17 protein-coding genes are annotated in these 16,808 nt (G+C 60.7%); 7 read left to right on the forward strand and 10 right to left on the reverse strand.

The window, feature by feature from the left end; all coding sequences use genetic code 11:
- Positions 1 to 51: 51 nt before the first annotated feature.
- From glpR to IF103_RS05380, 3 genes are all read right to left on the reverse strand, one after another.
- Positions 52 to 807, reverse strand: a complete 756-nt coding sequence (gene glpR / locus IF103_RS05370) for a DNA-binding transcriptional repressor GlpR (RefSeq protein ID WP_023379017.1) — start codon at positions 805 to 807, stop codon at positions 52 to 54.
- A gap of 177 nt (positions 808 to 984) precedes the next feature.
- Positions 985 to 2,484: a glycerol kinase GlpK gene (gene glpK / locus IF103_RS05375; RefSeq protein ID WP_023379018.1), complete on the reverse strand. Its 1,500-nt coding sequence runs from the start codon at positions 2,482 to 2,484 to the stop codon at positions 985 to 987.
- Between the two features lie 64 nt (positions 2,485 to 2,548).
- A complete protein-coding gene (locus tag IF103_RS05380) occupies positions 2,549 to 3,400 on the reverse strand; it encodes an MIP/aquaporin family protein (RefSeq protein ID WP_023379019.1) in 852 nt (283 codons plus the stop codon).
- A gap of 303 nt (positions 3,401 to 3,703) precedes the next feature.
- Between IF103_RS05380 and ybaK the strand changes: the two genes are divergently transcribed.
- Complete coding sequence (gene ybaK, locus IF103_RS05385) at positions 3,704 to 4,174, forward strand: Cys-tRNA(Pro) deacylase (RefSeq protein WP_023379020.1); 471 nt, start codon at positions 3,704 to 3,706, stop codon at positions 4,172 to 4,174.
- 96 nt (positions 4,175 to 4,270) lie between these two features.
- Here ybaK and IF103_RS05390 read toward each other — a convergent pair whose 3' ends face one another.
- Both IF103_RS05390 and argF read right to left on the reverse strand, forming a co-directional pair.
- The gene (locus tag IF103_RS05390) at positions 4,271 to 5,380 is read right to left on the reverse strand and encodes an ABC transporter ATP-binding protein (protein WP_104882106.1); all 1,110 of its coding nucleotides are present in this window, start codon (positions 5,378 to 5,380) and stop codon (positions 4,271 to 4,273) included.
- Positions 5,377 to 6,297 carry an ornithine carbamoyltransferase gene (argF, locus tag IF103_RS05395; RefSeq protein ID WP_023379022.1) on the reverse strand — a complete coding sequence of 307 codons (921 nt, stop codon included), beginning with the start codon at positions 6,295 to 6,297 and terminating at the stop codon, positions 5,377 to 5,379. The genes IF103_RS05390 and argF overlap by 4 nt, the downstream gene beginning before the upstream one ends.
- A gap of 362 nt (positions 6,298 to 6,659) precedes the next feature.
- On the opposite strand from argF, the gene IF103_RS05400 reads away from it, so the two are divergent.
- A complete protein-coding gene (locus IF103_RS05400) occupies positions 6,660 to 8,768 on the forward strand; it encodes a molybdopterin oxidoreductase family protein (protein ID WP_202675920.1) in 2,109 nt (702 codons plus the stop codon).
- 91 nt (positions 8,769 to 8,859) lie between these two features.
- A complete protein-coding gene (gene grxD / locus IF103_RS05405; RefSeq protein ID WP_010952251.1) occupies positions 8,860 to 9,195 on the forward strand; it encodes a Grx4 family monothiol glutaredoxin in 336 nt (111 codons plus the stop codon).
- A 57-nt stretch (positions 9,196 to 9,252) separates the two neighbouring features.
- Here grxD and bfr read toward each other — a convergent pair whose 3' ends face one another.
- Both bfr and IF103_RS05415 read right to left on the reverse strand, forming a co-directional pair.
- Entirely contained in the window at positions 9,253 to 9,726 is a 474-nt protein-coding gene (bfr, locus tag IF103_RS05410; RefSeq protein WP_023379024.1) for a bacterioferritin, read from the reverse strand.
- 201 nt (positions 9,727 to 9,927) lie between these two features.
- Positions 9,928 to 10,149: a bacterioferritin-associated ferredoxin gene (locus IF103_RS05415; RefSeq protein ID WP_023379025.1), complete on the reverse strand. Its 222-nt coding sequence runs from the start codon at positions 10,147 to 10,149 to the stop codon at positions 9,928 to 9,930.
- Between the two features lie 214 nt (positions 10,150 to 10,363).
- Between IF103_RS05415 and IF103_RS05420 the strand changes: the two genes are divergently transcribed.
- On the forward strand, positions 10,364 to 10,966 hold the full coding sequence (locus IF103_RS05420) for a peroxiredoxin (RefSeq protein ID WP_023379026.1): 603 nt from the start codon (positions 10,364 to 10,366) through the stop codon (positions 10,964 to 10,966).
- Positions 10,967 to 11,092: 126 nt separating this feature from the next.
- Here the strand turns inward: IF103_RS05420 and rnt are convergent, their stop codons facing one another.
- Both rnt and pyrC read right to left on the reverse strand, forming a co-directional pair.
- Positions 11,093 to 11,704 (reverse strand): ribonuclease T, encoded by a 612-nt coding sequence (gene rnt, locus IF103_RS05425; protein ID WP_238346502.1) that lies wholly within the window; start codon positions 11,702 to 11,704, stop codon positions 11,093 to 11,095.
- A gap of 59 nt (positions 11,705 to 11,763) precedes the next feature.
- Positions 11,764 to 12,810 carry a dihydroorotase gene (gene pyrC, locus IF103_RS05430; protein ID WP_027907472.1) on the reverse strand — a complete coding sequence of 349 codons (1,047 nt, stop codon included), beginning with the start codon at positions 12,808 to 12,810 and terminating at the stop codon, positions 11,764 to 11,766.
- A gap of 130 nt (positions 12,811 to 12,940) precedes the next feature.
- Here pyrC and IF103_RS05435 point away from each other — a divergent pair, with 130 nt between their 5' ends.
- A complete protein-coding gene (locus IF103_RS05435; protein ID WP_027907473.1) occupies positions 12,941 to 13,906 on the forward strand; it encodes a flagellar protein MotY in 966 nt (321 codons plus the stop codon).
- Positions 13,907 to 14,038: 132 nt separating this feature from the next.
- Positions 14,039 to 15,256, forward strand: a complete 1,218-nt coding sequence (locus IF103_RS05440; RefSeq protein WP_023379030.1) for an argininosuccinate synthase — start codon at positions 14,039 to 14,041, stop codon at positions 15,254 to 15,256.
- A gap of 72 nt (positions 15,257 to 15,328) precedes the next feature.
- Here the strand turns inward: IF103_RS05440 and IF103_RS05445 are convergent, their stop codons facing one another.
- The gene (locus IF103_RS05445; RefSeq protein WP_023379031.1) at positions 15,329 to 15,787 is read right to left on the reverse strand and encodes a hypothetical protein; all 459 of its coding nucleotides are present in this window, start codon (positions 15,785 to 15,787) and stop codon (positions 15,329 to 15,331) included.
- Between the two features lie 355 nt (positions 15,788 to 16,142).
- On the opposite strand from IF103_RS05445, the gene IF103_RS05450 reads away from it, so the two are divergent.
- Positions 16,143 to 16,769, forward strand: a complete 627-nt coding sequence (locus IF103_RS05450; RefSeq protein WP_023379032.1) for a response regulator transcription factor — start codon at positions 16,143 to 16,145, stop codon at positions 16,767 to 16,769.
- Positions 16,770 to 16,808 lie beyond the last annotated feature (39 nt).

Consider the following 16,808-nt stretch of genomic DNA (forward strand, 5'->3'; position numbering starts at 1 on the left):
AGTAAGTGAACAATTTCGAAAATGCAGGGCCGCTGGGCGACCCTGCACGGCTCAGACCACGTCTAGGCGAATCTTGTATTGGTTGAGCAGTTGGGTCAGCGCGGGGGAGGGTGCCTGGTCGGTCACCAGGCAATCGACCAGGCTTATCGAGCCCAGGCGAACCATGGCATTGCGCCCGAACTTGCTGGAGTCGGCGGCGAGGATGACTTGGCGGGCGTTGGCGATTATCGCCTGCGAGACGCGTACTTCCTGGTAGTCGAAGTCCAGCAGGCTGCCGTCTTCATCGATGCCGCTGATACCGACCAGAGCAAAGTCGACCTTGAACTGGTTGATGAAATCGACGCTGGCCTGGCCCACCACGCCGCCATCGCGACGCACCGTACCGCCGGCGACCAGCACCTCGAAATCGTCCTTGGCAGCCAGGATTGCCGCCACATGCAGGTTGTTGGTGATCACCTTCAGGTGATTGTGGTTCAGCAGTGCCCGGGCGATGGATTCGGTCGTGGTGCCGATGTTGATGAACAAGGACGCATGGTCGGGAATCTGCCGCGCCACAGCTTCGGCGATGCGTTGCTTCTCGTCGCGCATCTGGTCGGCGCGCATGGCGTAGGCGGTGTTCTCGACGCTCGAATCGTAGGCCGCTCCACCGTGATAGCGGCGCAGCAGGTTGAGCTCGGCGAGCTGGTTGATGTCGCGACGGATGGTTTGCGGGGTCACGACGTACAACTGCGCCATTTCCTCGATGCTGACATAGCCACGTTCGCGTACCAGTTCGAGAATTTGTTGTTGGCGAGGGGGCAGATTCATGGGCGGTCCTTATGGGCTGCCGGACAAATTCTGCAATGATGCCGTAGGAAGGGGATGACGGCCAGTGGCTGCACGTTACGGCTCATCGACGGTAAGCCGACGTCTACAGGCGTGCGTGCGTTTTCTGTAGGCGTCGGCTTGCCGGCGATGGCTGCCCTGCAGCGTTCTCTGCTGCGATCAGGCGTCGTGGTCTTCCCAGTCACGGGTGCGCTCGACCGCTTTTTTCCACCCTGCGTACAGCGTCTCTTTCTGCGTCTCGTCAAGCTGAGGGCTGAACTCGCGCTCGATGATGGCCTTGTCGCGCAACTCGTCCAGGCCACTCCAGAAACCACATGCCAGCCCTGCCAGGTAGGCAGCGCCGAGCGCGGTGGTTTCGCGCATTTTCGGACGTTCGACGCAGGTGCCGAGGATGTCTGCCTGGAACTGCATCAGGAAGTTGTTGGCCACTGCACCGCCGTCCACGCGCAGCTCGGAAAGGCGCTGGCCGCAATCCTGCTGCATGGCGTCGAGCACATCGCGGGTCTGGTACGCGATCGACTCGAGTGCGGCACGAATGATGTGGTCGACTTTCACGCCACGGGTCAGACCGAACAGCGCGCCGCGGGCGTAAGGGTCCCAGTACGGGGCGCCCAGGCCTGTGAATGCGGGTACCAGGTAAACGCCGTTGCTGTCCTTGACCTTGCTGGCGAAGTACTCGGTATCCAGCGCATCGTTGACGATCTTCAACTCGTCACGCAGCCACTGCACGGTGGAGCCGCCATTGAACACGGCGCCCTCCAGCGCGTAGGCCACTTCACCTTTCGGCCCACAGGCGATGGTGGTCAGCAGGCCATGGGACGACTTGACGGCCTGGCTGCCAGTGTTCATCAGCAGGAAGCAACCGGTGCCGTAGGTATTCTTCGCTTGGCCCGGCTCCACGCACATCTGGCCGAACAGCGCCGATTGCTGGTCACCGGCGATACCGGCGATGGCGATACCGCTCTTGGTCTGGCCGTAGACCTCCGAAGAAGGACGTACCTCAGGCAGCATTTGGCGCGGGATGCCGAGAATATCCAGCAGTTTGTCGTCCCACTGCAGCGTGTGGATGTTGAACATCAGGGTGCGCGAGGCGTTGGTGTAGTCGGTGACGTGCACCTTGCCACCGGAGAATTTCCAGATCAGCCAGGTGTCGACGGTACCGAACAACAGTTCGCCACGCTCGGCCCGTTCGCGGACGCCTTCGACATTGTCCAGAATCCACTTCAGTTTAGTGCCGGAGAAGTACGGGTCGGTCACCAGGCCTGTGGTGTCGCGAATGTACGTTTCATGGCCATCACGCTTGAGCTGGGCACAGATTTCAGTGCTGCGGCGGCACTGCCAGACGATGGCGTTGTAAACCGGGCGACCGGTTTCCTTGTCCCAGACCACCGTGGTTTCACGCTGGTTGGTGATGCCCAGTGCGGCGACCTGGGCATGGCTGATTCCAGCCTGTGCCAGTGCCTCGACCATGGTCGCGCTCTGGGTGGCGAAGATTTCCATGGGGTCGTGCTCGACCCACCCGGCTTGCGGGTAGTGTTGGGCGAACTCTCGCTGTGAGGTGCCGACCACGTTGGCGTCGCGGTCGAAAATGATAGCCCGCGAACTGGTAGTGCCCTGGTCCAGGGCGATGATGTAGTTCTTATCCTGGGTGTCTGTCATGGTCGTAGGCCTTGCAAATGGGTTAGGTCAGGGCTCGGGCGGGCGAAATCGCGCGGCGCCGGTATCAGTTGACTTGAGTATCGCCCTGGGGATTGTCGTTTGTCTCCGAGGTCACGGTTTGCGCCGCTGGCAGGTTGCGGGCGATCAGGCCACGGTACAGCGCAGCGCCCAGGCAAGCACCGAAGATCGGGGCGAATACCGGAACCAGGAAATAAGGGATGTCACGTCCGCCAGTGAAGGCGATTTCGCCCCAGCCGGCCAGGAAGGTCATCAGCTTGGGCCCGAAATCACGGGCTGGGTTCATCGCGAAACCGGTCAGTGGGCCCATGGCACTGCCGATCACGGCAATCAGCAGGCCGATCAGCAGTGGGGCCATGGCGCCACGGGGCAGGCCGTTGTTGTCGTCGGTCAGGGCCATGATCACGGCCATCAGGATGGCGGTGATCACCACTTCGACCAGAAAGGCCTGGCCGATGGACAGCGAAGGATGCGGGTAGGTCGAGAACACCGACGCCAGTTCAAGACTGGCCTGGCTGCCACGCAACATTGCGTGAGCCTGTTCGAAATCGAAGAACAGGTTGCTGTAGAGGGTATACACCAGCGCCGCACCACAGAACGCGCCGCACACCTGGGCGAGCATGTAGAACGGCAACTTGCGTTTGTCGAAGGCGGCGAACAGGGTGAGGGCGATGCTCACGGCCGGGTTCAGGTGCGCACCGGAAATACCGGCGGTGAGGTAGATCGCCATGCTCACGCCGACGCCCCAGATGATGCTGATTTCCCAGAGCCCGAAGCTGGCGCCCGCGACTTTCAGGGCTGCAACGCAGCCAGTGCCGAAGAAGATGAGTAGCGCCGTTCCGAGGAATTCGGCCAGGCATTGGCTGGACAGTGTGGGTTCGCGAAGAGCAGTCGTCATGTATGACCTCGTTTTTTTTGTTGTGAGGCGCTTGGCGCTCGACAGCAAAGCCCGGCGTCTATCCCCATTGACGACGGGCGGGTACAGGAAAATGCACCTTATAAGTGCACCATTTATTCACAAACGAAAAAATATAGACAAGAAACGCTGATGTCAAAGGTCGAAAGTGAACGGTCAGTCACGAATTGGCCGACTATTACAGGCGTGACTCCGCATGCTAGAGAGGCGCGTCCGCTCTGCGCTGGCTGGCTTGTGGGATTTATCCTAAAGTAGCCGCCGACCTGTCCCAGACCGGAGTGCTGCATGACCCCCGCCCTCGACTTGCTTAAAAAAGTGCGTGCCGAACATCGTGTGCACAGTTATGAACATGACCCCAAATCAGCCTCTTACGGGCTTGAAGCCGCCGAGAAGCTGGGGCTCGACCCGCAGCAGGTGTTCAAGACCCTATTGGCCAGCAGTGAGAAGGGGGAATTGCTGGTGGCCGTGGTGCCGGTGGTCGGTACCCTGGACTTGAAGGCCCTGGCCCAAGCGGCGGGGGTGAAGAAGTGCGAGATGGCCGACCCGGCGGTGGCCCAGCGCGCTACCGGCTACCTGGTCGGCGGTATCAGCCCTCTCGGGCAGAAGAAGCGGTTGCGCACATTCATCGACGAATCCGCGCAGCAGTTCCCAAGCATTCATGTCAGCGCCGGGCGGCGGGGGCTCGAGGTGGAGTTGGCGGCGGCAGTGTTGGCCGAGCATACCCAGGGCAAGTTCGCTGGGATTGGTCGAGGCTGAAGCTGGGCTGGTTCCCTGGCGGGCGGCGTGGTCCGCTCGGGCGTGCCGGAGGATCGCAGGTGATGGGCCGCAAGGCGGCCCTTCCAGGCTGTGAAATCAGGTTGCGGAACTGTACCGGCGAACCCCGTTTTCCTGACGCAGCAGCTGCGCCGCCACGCTACCAGGTACCGCGAAGAGCACCAGGTGGTCTGCCTTCACGGCAATGCCGACATCCTGGCCGACCTGATGATCGATATGGCTGGGGAAGATCGCCTCGAGCTGGCTGCCCGTGGGCAGTTGCAGACGGTACAGGGTCGAAGCGCCCAGGAAACTCTTGCCGACGATATTGGCGCGCAGCTCGCTGTCCGGGTCCGGCACGATATCGTCAGGACGCAGCAGCACGTCTACCGAGCTGCCTACGGCCATGGTGTAGGCCCGATTGCCACGCAGCTCGCCCAATTCGGTGTTGACCGACTCATGGCTACTCATCTGGCCACGGATGAAATAGCCCTGGCCAATGAAGCTGGCCACGAACGGGGTCTGCGGTTCGTGGTAAAGGTTGTACGGTGTATCCCACTGCTCCAGGCGGCCTTCCTTGAACACGCCTACGTGGTCACTGACGGCAAAGGCTTCTTCCTGGTCGTGGGTGACCAGAATGGCGCTGGTACCACGGCTCTTGAGAATGTCACGGACCTCGTGGCTCAACCGGCGACGCAATTCCACGTCGAGGTTGGAGAAAGGTTCGTCGAGCAGCAATAGCTGAGGCTCGGGTGCCAGGGCGCGCGCCAAGGCTACACGCTGTTGCTGGCCACCGGACAGCTCATGGGGGTAACGACCGCCCAGGCCGCCCAGCTTGACCAGATCGAGCATCTCCTCGATCACGTCGCCCTGGCGCGGGTGCTTGGCAATGCCGAAAGCGATGTTCTGCGCCACGGTCAGGTGTGGGAACAGGGCGTAGTCCTGGAACACCATGCCAATGCGGCGTTTCTCGGGTGCCAGGGTGAACCCAGCACGGGATATGACCTCGCCAGCCAACTGGATCTCGCCTTCATGGACCGGCTCGAAGCCGGCGATGGCGCGCAAGGTGGTGGTCTTGCCGCAACCGGATGAACCCAGCAGGCAACCGATGTCGCCTGCGTTCAGGTGCAGGTTGAGGTTTTGAACGATGCGCTGCTCGCCATAGCCGCAGGCGAGGTCGCGCAGGTTGAGCAGTAGGGGTTGACTCATGCGTGGTGGTAAGCCGGTTCTACAAGGAATTCGAGAAGCGCCTTCTGTGCATGCAGCCGGTTTTCAGCTTCGTCCCAGGCGACCGAACGAGGGTCGTCGAGCAGGTCCTGGCTGATTTCCTCGCCACGGTGGGCAGGCAGGCAGTGCATGAAGAGGACATCGGGTGCCGCCAGGTCGAGCAGTTCGCGGGTGACCTGGTAAGGCGCGAAATGCGCCAGGCGCCGTGCAGTTTCCTCCTCCTGCCCCATGGAAGTCCAGACATCGGTGGTCACCAGGTGCGCGCCACGCACCGCTTCCTTCGGATCGCGGACGATCTGTATGCGGTCGCCGCCCAGGTCGAGGAAACGCTGCTCGGGCTCGTAGCCTTCCGGGCAGGCGATACGCAGTTGGAAATCGAACTGCACTGCAGCCTCGATGTAGGAGTTGCACATGTTGAAACCATCGCCGACCCAGGCCACGGTCTTACCCTGGATCGCGCCACGGTGCTCAAGGAAAGTTTGCATGTCGGCCAGCAGCTGGCACGGGTGCGATTCATCTGACAGACCGTTGATCACCGGAACACGGGAGTTGGCGGCGAACTCGGTGAGGGTGCTGTGGGCATGGGTACGGATCATCACCGCATCGAGCATGCGCGACATGACGATGGCGCTGTCGGCGATCGGTTCGCCACGGCCCAGCTGGGTATCACGCGGCGACAGGAAGATGGCCTGGCCGCCAAGCTGGATCATGCCGGCTTCGAACGACAGGCGGGTACGGGTCGAGGACTTCTCGAAGATCATCCCCAGCACGCGGTTTTTCAGCGGTTCGAACAGCACGCCTCGGTTACGCAGGTCCTTCAGCTCGATGCCTCGACGGATCACGCCGAGCAATTCGTCAGCTGTGAAATCCATCAGGGAGAGAAAGTGCCTAGCGCTCATGATTGACTACCTTATCTGCAACGGTATGCAGGTCGACCGTATGGTTTTTTTGACAACGGGAGTGACCTGCGGCGTAAGCCGCACGGGGCGGACGAAATAGGGAAAGGCGCAATACTATAATTAAATGTCGCCTGAAACCAAGAGGGAGAACAGCAGCTCTGTTGCAAAGGGTGTCGTAACCCGCTGAGCCTGTGCTGTTTTTTATTTGCTACACAGGTTGTACACGGCTTGCTGGCAATTTGGCAAATGGATGTCGCGAATCGTGCGCTTGATGTCGGGGGATTCATGGGACGAAGCGCGCTGGCCGCCGGCTCGGGCTGGGCGCATAGTCGTGCCTGGACAACTACAAGGCAGAGGCGGCCATGACCAAGACCCTGCATCACCGTGCCTGTCACCTGTGCGAGGCCATTTGCGGCCTGAGCATCGAAATTAGCGATGAGGCCGACGGGCGGGCGCGAATCAGTTCGATCAAGGGCGACGCCCAAGACCCATTCAGCCGGGGTCATATCTGCCCCAAGGCGGTGGCGCTGCAGGACATCCAGGACGACCCCGACCGGTTGCGCGTGCCTCATCGGCGCATCGGCGACCGTTGGCAGCCGATCAGTTGGCAGGAGGCCTTCGCCCTTGCCGCGGACAAGCTCTGGTCGGTGCAGCAGGCCCATGGTCGTAACGCCGTGGCGGTCTACCAAGGCAACCCCAGCGTGCACAACTATGGGTTGATGACCCACAGCAACTACTTCCTGGGCTTGCTCAAGACCCGCAACCGCTATTCCGCCACCTCGGTGGACCAGCTTCCACAGCACCTCACCAGCCACTTGATGTACGGCCACGGCTTGCTCCTGCCGATCCCGGACATCGACCACACAGACTTCATGCTGATCCTGGGTGGCAACCCGTTGGCATCGAACGGCAGCATCATGACCGTGCCGGATGTGGAAAAACGTCTGAAGACGCTGCGCGCCAGGGGGGGAAGGCTGGTGGTGGTCGACCCTCGGCGTAGCGAGACGGCCGCCATGGCGGATCGTCATCTGTTCGTGCGCCCCGGTGGCGACGCCGCGTTGTTGTGCGGCTTGCTCAACACTTTGTTCGATGAAGGGTTGGCCCGGGGCTCGCATCTGCCGGTCAATGGTTTGGAACAGGTCATTGAAGCGATCTCACCCTTCACCGCCGAGAAGATGAGCGCCGTCTGTGGCATCCCTGCCACTGACATCCGCCAACTGGCGCGTGATTTCGCCGCTGCGGACACGGCCGTGTGCTATGGCCGCATGGGCGTATCGACCCAGGCCTTCGGCAGTCTCTGCCATTGGCTGGTGCAATTGATCAACCTGGTCACCGGCAACCTCGACCGTGTCGGAGGGGCGTTGTGTACCGAGCCTGCGGTCGATCTGGTGGCCAGCACCTCGGGCGGTCACTTCAATGCATGGCAGAGTCGCGTATCGGGCCTGCCTGAGTATGGCGGAGAGTTGCCGGTGGCGGCGTTGGCCGAGGAAATGCTCACGCCTGGGGAGGGACAGATCCGGGCGTTGATAACCGTGGCTGGCAACCCGGTGCTGTCCACGCCCAATGGCCGACAGCTGGATTCGGCGCTGGACAGGCTCGAGTTCATGCTTAGCATCGACCTTTACATCAACGAGACCACCCGCCATGCCGATCTGATCCTGCCATCGACCTCGGCGCTGGAAAATGATCACTACGACACCACCTTCAACCTACTGGCAGTGCGCAACGTCACCCGCTTCAACCGGGCGATCCTGCCCAAGCCAGAGGGGGCGCTGCATGACTGGGAGATTTTTGTCGGCCTGGCTCGCGCCTTCGCCGAACGCGCAGGCCTGGAGCTCAAGCCGACCCTTGCCCCGGCGCAGATGATCGACATGGCGCTGCGCAAAGGGCGCTATGGCGAGGCGTCGTCCTGGGGGCTTTCTTTGGACGCGCTTTTGGAGTACCCCCATGGCCTGGACCTGGGGCCGCTGCGGGCCAACCTTGGGACGCGCCTGCGCACCGAGAGCCAGGTCGTCGAGGCGGCGCCCCAGGTGTTGCTGGACGATTTGCACCGGCTTGCCTTGCAAGCGCCGCCACCGGCGGGGGAGCTGCTGCTGATCGGGCGGCGCCATGTCCGCAGCAACAACTCGTGGATGCACAATTACCAGCGCCTGGTCAAAGGCAAGCCACGCCATCATTTGCTGATGCACCCAGAGGACCTGCAGCAGCGGCAGTTGGAGAGTGGGCAGCGTGTGCGTATCCGATCGCGCACCGGCACGCTCGAAGTCGAAGTACTGGCCTGCGAGGACATGATGCCAGGCGTCGTCAGCCTGCCCCATGGCTATGGCCATGGCCGCCAGGGCGTGCAACTGCAGATCGCCCATGGACAACCCGGGGTCAGCGCCAACGACCTGACCGACGAGCATTTGCGCGATCAGGTTTCGGGTAACGCAGCTCTCAATGGCGTGCCGGTACAAGTGGAGGCCGCTTGAGCAATGGTAAGGCCGAGCACGCCGCTCGGCTTTCCGTTACAATGCGTCACCGTGCCGACGACCGTGTCGGAAAGTTCAGCCGAGGTGCTACATGGATATCATCGAAACGATCAAAGAGCAGATTGCCAACAACACCATTCTGCTTTACATGAAAGGCTCGCCGAATGCCCCGCAGTGTGGCTTCTCCGCGCGTGCCTCGCAGGCTGTGATGGGTTGCGGCGAGAAGTTCGCCTACGTCGACATCCTGCAGAACCCGGAAATCCGCGCCAACCTGCCTAAATACGCCAACTGGCCAACCTTCCCGCAACTGTGGGTGGCCGGCGAGCTGGTCGGCGGTAGCGACATCATGCTGGAAATGTTCGAAAAGGGTGAGCTGCAGACCCTGATCAAGGACGCGGCTGCCAAGGCCAAGGCTTCCGAAGCCTGATTGCTCCCAGGCATAAAAAAACCCGCTTGATGCGGGTTTTTTTATGGGGGTAGAAATTTATTCTTCGCCCATCTGCGATTGCAGGTAGTTCTCGATGCCGATCTTGTCGATCAGGCCCAGCTGAGTTTCCAGCCAGTCGATGTGTTCTTCCTCGGCTTCGAGGATGTCTTCAAGCAGATCGCGCGAACCGAAGTCGCCGGCCGTTTCGCAATGAGCGATGGCTGCCTTCAGGTCGATAAGACCTTTCTGCTCGATCTTCAGGTCGCACTCGAGCATTTCCTTGGTGTGTTCGCCGATCAGCAGCTTGCCGAGGTCCTGGACGTTGGGGATGCCTTCGAGGAAGAGAATCCGCTTGATCAGCTTGTCTGCATGCTTCATCTCGTCGATGGATTCTTTGTACTCGTGCTTGCCGAGCTTGTTCAGACCCCAATCTTCGTACATGCGCGCGTGCAGGAAGTACTGGTTGATTGCGACCAGCTCGTTTCCGAGGATCTTGTTGAGATGCTGGATGACGCTTACGTCGCCTTTCATGTCGGGTTCCTGCCCTGTAGAAGTGTGCCAATACCGCGAAGTTTGAGCCTGATGCCGGGGGCTGTCAAACCTAAGTTATTGAATAATAAATAAAAATTAATAGGAATAAGAATGTTTGTGAACCGCGTTAGAGCGCTAACTTATTGAATTGCGGGCATAAAAAAACCGGACGCAAGGTCCGGTTCTTCGAATTCGGGCAAATCAGGCAGCGGTAAATTCAACGGGGTAGGGCAGGGCGGCGTGTTGGCTTGCCTGGATTTCGGTCAGGGTCTCACGGACGACCTGTTTGGCTAGGCAAGCGCATTTGCCACATTGGCTGGCGACGTTGGTCGCGGTTCGCACTTCCTTGTAGCTGCAGCATCCTTCATAGATCGCATCGCGGATCTGTCCGTCGGTAACGCCGACACAAAGACACACATACATAGAGGCTGACCATCGCTGGTTGGGTCGATGGGAGGGAGCTTAATGTTAATGAGAATGCTTGTCAAAGGACTTTCGGAAAGGTGCGCGCTTGAGCGACCGGCGGTTGGATTCGGACTGTCACCGCAAGCCGTGTATGATGGACGGCCTTTGTTGGATGTCGGGCAAGCCAGCCTTGCACCGGCAAACGATTCTTCACCCTCATCAGGAGATAGCAATGAGCGTACTCGTTGGTAAAAAAGCCCCCGACTTCACCGTCCCCGCCGTACTGGGCAACGGCGAGATCGTCGACAGCTTCAACCTGGCTTCGGCCATCAAGGGCAAGTACGGCCTGGTGTTCTTCTACCCGCTGGACTTCACCTTCGTCTGCCCGTCCGAGCTGATCGCCCTGGACAACCGCATTCCTGACTTCCAGGCACGTAACGTTGAAGTGATCGGCGTGTCGATCGACTCGCACTTCACCCACAACGCCTGGCGTAACACCCCGGTGAACAGCGGCGGTATCGGTCAAGTCAAGTACACCCTGGCCGCTGACATCACTCACGAAATCTGCAAAGCCTACGACGTCGAGTCCGAAGGCGGCGTGGCCTTCCGTGGCGCCTTCCTGATCGACACCAACGGTGTGGTTCGTTCGCAGATCGTCAACGACCTGCCACTGGGCCGCAACATGGACGAACTGCTGCGTCTGGTCGACGCTCTGCAATTCCACGAAGAGCACGGCGAAGTCTGCCCTGCCAACTGGAAAAAAGGCGACCAGGGCATGACCGCTTCGCCGGAAGGCGTTGCTGCCTACCTGAGCGAGAACGCTGGCAAGCTGTAATTGCCGCGTGCATGAAAAAACCGGCCTAAGTGGCCGGTTTTTTTTGCTGCACTTTTCGGGAGTGCCGTGCGCTCGCGACACAAGGTCGCTCCCACACTGGGTGTGGAAACGACCCTGGCATTCGACTCAATCGTTGAAATCCCGCCAGCCGCCCATTTCCTTCCAGCGGTTGACGATGCCGCAGAACAGCTCGGCCGTCTTCTCGGTGTCGTAACGCGCCGAGTGCGCTTCACGGCCGTCGAAGTCGATGTCAGCGCTCTGGCAGGCACGTGCCAGCACGGTCTGACCATAGGCCAGGCCCGCCAGGGTGGCCGTGTCGAAGCTGGAGAACGGGTGGAATGGATTGCGCTTGATGTCGTTGCGCGCCACGGCAGCGTTGAGGAAGCCCAGGTCGAAGCTGCTGTTGTGCCCGACCAGGATCGCCCGTTTGCAGCCGTTAGCCTTGAGCGCCTTGCGCACGCCTCGGAAAATGTCCGTCAGCGCGCTGTCCTCGCTGACCGCCATGCGCAGCGGGTGGTCCAGCTTGATGCCAGTGAACTCCAGGGCCGCCGGCTCGATGTTGGCGCCTTCAAAGGGCTCCACGCGGTGAAAATAGGTGTGCTCGGGGAAGAGGAAGCCTTTCTCGTCCATGCCGATGGTGACAGCGGCGATTTCCAGCAACGCGTCGGTGGCGCTGTTGAAGCCACCGGTCTCGACATCCACCACCACGGGCAGGTAGCCACGGAAGCGTTCGGCCATCGGATGACGTGGGCCGCCGCTGACCTGACCGTCCTGGTCGTCTTCGTAGAGGTCTTCGCTCACGCGTTGTCCTCCAGCAGGCGCCAGCGCAGCTTTTCACCGGCGCGCAGCGGAACCACGGTCTGCTCGCCAAAAGGCAGGCTGTCCGGGGCGGTCCATTCCTCACGGACCAGGGTAATGGTGTCGGTATTCGCTGGCAGCCCATAGAAGGCCGGGCCATGCAGGCTGGCGAAGCCTTCCAGCTTGTCGAGCGCGTTACGCTGCTCGAAAGCCTCGGCGTACATCTCGATGGCCGCATAGGCGGTGTAGCAACCGGCGCAACCGCAGGCAGCTTCCTTGGCATGCTTGGCATGAGGTGCCGAGTCGGTGCCGAGGAAGAACTTCGGATTGCCGCTGGTGGCGGCGTCCAGCAAGGCGACCTGGTGGGTGTTGCGCTTGAGGATCGGCAGGCAGTAGAAGTGCGGGCGAATACCGCCGACCAGCATGTGGTTACGGTTGTACAGCAGGTGCTGCGCGGTGATGGTGGCGCCGACGTTGGCCGGAGCCTCGGTGACGAACTGCGCGGCATCGCTGGTGGTGATGTGTTCGAATACCACCTTCAGGGTCGGGAAACGTTCGACGACGCGGCGCATGTGCTCGTCGATGAAGCGCTTCTCGCGGTCGAATACATCGATCTCGCTACGGGTCACCTCACCGTGTACCAGCAGAGGCATGCCAACTTCAGCCAGCGCCTCGATGGCGGGGAAGATGTTGTCGATGCTGGTCACGCCGGAATCGGAGTTGGTGGTCGCGCCAGCGGGGTATAGCTTGGCGGCGTAAACGAAGCCGCTGGCCTTGGCCGCGCGGATGTCCTCGGGGCTGGTGCGGTCGGTGAGGTACAGCACCATCAGTGGCTCGAAGCGGCTGCCGGCCGGACGTGCGGCCAGGATGCGCTCACGGTAGGCGCCCGCCTCGACGGCGTTGCGTACCGGCGGAACCAGGTTGGGCATGATGATAGCGCGGGCGAAAGTGCGCGCCACGTCGCCAACGGTATGGGGCAGGACGGCACCATCGCGCAGATGGATGTGCCAGTCGTCGGGGCGCAGGAGGGTCAGGCGATCGGACATTGGGGATTCCAGGCGGGTCGAACTCAAGCCCCAATGCTACCGGAAAACCCAGGGACGAGCACGGCTATCAAGTTTTCCGGTCGGCGCCCGATAGCCTCAAGGTAAGCCGTCAGAAATAGTGGAGCCGCCCGTGCGCCAGCGTTACCTAGCCCTGTTGACCCTGTTCGCCAGCCTGCCGGCTGGTGCGCTGACCTTCCAGACCCGCATGGAGAACATCGCCTGGAAAGTCGAGGGTGATCAGTTCGAATGCCGTCTTGTCCAGCCGATCGACGGTTTTGGCAGCGGTGAGTTCGTGCGCCGGGCTGGCGAGCAACCGGTCTTCAGGTTGCGTTCGGACACCAATGCCCTGGGCGCAGGTTCCGCGACGCTGCTGGCAGCGGCGGCGCCATGGCAGCCTGGACGGGCCGACATCAACCTGGGGGCGGTCCGTATGGCGCGCACCGGCGTGCTGTTCAGTTCTTCCCAGGGCCAAGCCAGCCGCTTGATCAACGGTCTGCTCGACGGACGTAGCACGGTGGTGCGCGCATACACGGGCGAGGGCGGGCGAGCCATGGAGGTGCGTGTGCTGCCGGTGAGCTTTGCCAAAGCCTACGGCGACTACCAGGCGTGTGCGGGCAAGCTGTTGGCAATGAACTTCGATCAGGTCCGCCAGACCCAGGTGGGTTTCCCAGGGGGTGGCATCGAGCTGGATGCCTCGGCCAAGGCACGTCTGGATGTGATTCTCGAGTATCTGAAGGCCGATCCGACGGTCAACCATATCGAGCTCAACGGCCACTCCGACAACAGCGGCAACCGCCTGACCAATCGTGACAGCTCGCGCCGCCGGGCGCTGGCCGTGGCCGACTACCTCAAGGCCAACGGTATACCGGAGGAGCAGATCGTCGTGCGCTTCCACGGCGAACGCTACCCGCTGGTGAAAAACAACACCCCTGCCAACCGTGCGCGCAACCGCCGGGTCAATATCGAACTGGACCGCGTCGCGGCAGTCGAGAAGCCTGTGGAGGCGCCCGTCGAGCAGCCGGCCGCGCAACCTGCCGCGGCACCGGCCGCCACAGCACCGGCCCCGGCCGCCCGGGCACCCGCGGCAAAATCCTGATTCCCCGCGACAGGGAGTCGCGCTATCGACAGTTCCTGTCGCTTTGTCATCACAAGCTGTCGCCCCACTGTAAATTTGGCCACAACACCGTTAGAATCGGTGGCTTTCCGTACAACCCCGTGGAGTGATGGCATGGCGGACGTAAAAAAGGTCGTACTGGCGTATTCCGGCGGCCTTGATACTTCGGTGATTCTCAAGTGGCTGCAGGACACCTACAACTGCGAAGTGGTGACCTTCACCGCTGACCTCGGTCAGGGCGAAGAGGTCGAGCCGGCTCGTGCCAAGGCCCAGGCAATGGGCGTTAAAGAGATCTACATCGACGATCTGCGCGAAGAGTTCGTGCGTGATTTCGTCTTCCCGATGTTCCGCGCCAACACCGTCTATGAAGGCGAGTACCTGCTGGGTACTTCCATCGCCCGTCCGCTGATCGCCAAGCGTTTGATCGAAATCGCCAACGAAACTGGCGCCGATGCCATTTCCCATGGCGCGACCGGCAAGGGTAACGACCAGGTTCGTTTCGAGCTGGGTGCTTACGCACTCAAGCCGGGCGTCAAGGTCATCGCCCCGTGGCGCGAATGGGACCTGCTGTCCCGCGAAAAACTGATGGACTACGCCGAGAAGCACGGTATTCCGATCGAGCGTCACGGCAAGAAGAAATCGCCGTACTCGATGGATGCCAACCTGCTGCACATCTCCTATGAAGGCGGCGTACTGGAAGATACCTGGACCGAGCACGAAGAAGACATGTGGCGTTGGAGCGTCTCTCCGGAGAAAGCCCCCGACACCCCGACCTACATCGAGCTGACCTACCGCAACGGTGATATCGTCGCCATCGACGGCGTCGAGAAGTCCCCGGCCACCGTCCTGGCAGACCTGAACCGCATCGGCGGCGCCAACGGTATCGGCCGTCTGGACATCGTCGAGAACCGTTACGTCGGCATGAAGTCCCGTGGCTGCTACGAGACCCCGGGCGGCACCATCATGCTCAAGGCTCACCGCGCCATCGAGTCGATCACCCTAGACCGCGAAGTTGCCCACCTCAAAGACGAGCTGATGCCGAAGTATGCCAGCCTGATCTACACCGGCTACTGGTGGAGCCCGGAGCGTCTGATGCTGCAGCAGATGATCGACGCTTCCCAGGTCAACGTGAACGGCGTCGTACGCCTGAAACTGTACAAGGGCAACGTCATCGTTGTCGGCCGCAAGTCGGATGACTCGCTGTTCGATGCCAACATCGCGACCTTCGAGGAAGATGGCGGCGCCTACAACCAGGCCGATGCTGCGGGCTTCATCAAGCTCAATGCGCTGCGCATGCGCATTGCTGCCAACAAAGGCCGTTCGATGCTTTAACTGCTGCCTTGAGCTGCACCAAAACCTCGGCTTCGGCCGGGGTTTTTTTTGCGTTAATCGCGCCGCAGCACTTCAAGGCGCAAGTGCCGCCGTGTGCTTAGGAAGTGGTCCTAGAGTCAGGTTGATGGACTGATGTTTTTCCAGGTCCAGAAACAACCAGCTGCGCTCGGTGTCGTTGGGATACTCCAGCGCTTCGAGCACTTGCTGGCGTAGCGTCGACTGCGCATGGGGTCCATGGAACATCACTGTTACTGGAGTGGGCGTGAAAACCTGGCTCGGGCTCAGTGGGCTCATCGCATGAGTGGCTGTTTCGCCAAGGGCGGTGTCGGGCACGTAGAAGGACTTGTAGTTGAAGTTCAACGTGAGAAAGAACAACGCGGTGAGGAAGAACGGAAAGGCGACGAGGAACCAGGTGTACAGGGTTTGACTGTCCTCGCTGAGGAAGGGCAGGGTGGCCAGCGCGGAGGCTTCGATGATGCCCGCGAAGACAGCGATTATGGTCAGCGGCGCGACAGGTTGAGCGTTGGGCATGAGGGTGGTCTCCTGCTGTTTTCTTCTCAATACCGCACTAAGTCAATCAACTAAAGAGTGGGACTTTCCACGCTTGAAGCCACCTGCCGTTCAACCTGACGACGATAAGTTTCGCTTGCATCCGCGCAGCGAAGTTTCACTCAAGTCGTGCGGATAGTTTCAACTGTTCAATTCCGAAGCAGCGCAGGTAATTTGTGATACGAAGAAGTTGAGTGAAAGTACAACCAACTTGTAGGAAATTTCTCCAATTGCTGTAAGTTCCATCTATTCGCGTATTCGAGCGGAAAATCGTAACGCAAGAGTTGTTCTGCTCGGTTATCTTGGCGCGTCAACGAAAATAATGAATGGATTTCGCATGAATAAAGTGCTTATCGTGGATGACCATCCGGTCATACGTTTGGCCGTACGCATGCTGATGGAGCGGCACGGCTACGATGTGGTCGCCGAAACCGATAACGGCGTGGCCGCCTTGCAACTGACGCGAGAACACCTACCGGACATCGTGGTGCTGGATATCGGTATCCCGAAACTCGATGGGCTCGAGGTGATCGCCCGCATGGCCTCGGCCAGTCCGGGAAGCCGAGTTCTGGTGCTGACCTCACAGGCACCAGGCCACTTCTCGATGCGTTGCATGCAGGCGGGGGCTTCGGGGTACGTGTGCAAACAGCAGGAGCTCACCGAGTTGCTCAGTGCGATCAAGGCCGTGCTGTCGGGTTACAGTTATTTCCCGAACCAAGCGTTGCACCCGTCGCGAGGAAGGGGAGGCGGCGCGACCGAGAGCGAAATGGTCGAGCGTTTATCCGCCCGGGAAATGATGGTGCTGCAGCAACTGACACGCGGCAAGTCAAACAAGGAGATTGCCGAAAGCATGTTCCTCAGCAACAAGACGGTCAGTACCTACAAGACTCGATTGTTGCTCAAGCTCAATGCCCGGTCGTTGGTTGACCTGATCGAGCTTGCCCAACGGCATGGCTTGACCTGAGTGCCATGAAGCGGAAGGCCTCCACCAGGGAGGCCTTCC

Source organism: Pseudomonas sp. SK2 (assembly GCF_016772395.1).
Taxonomy (GTDB): domain Bacteria; phylum Pseudomonadota; class Gammaproteobacteria; order Pseudomonadales; family Pseudomonadaceae; genus Aquipseudomonas; species Aquipseudomonas taiwanensis.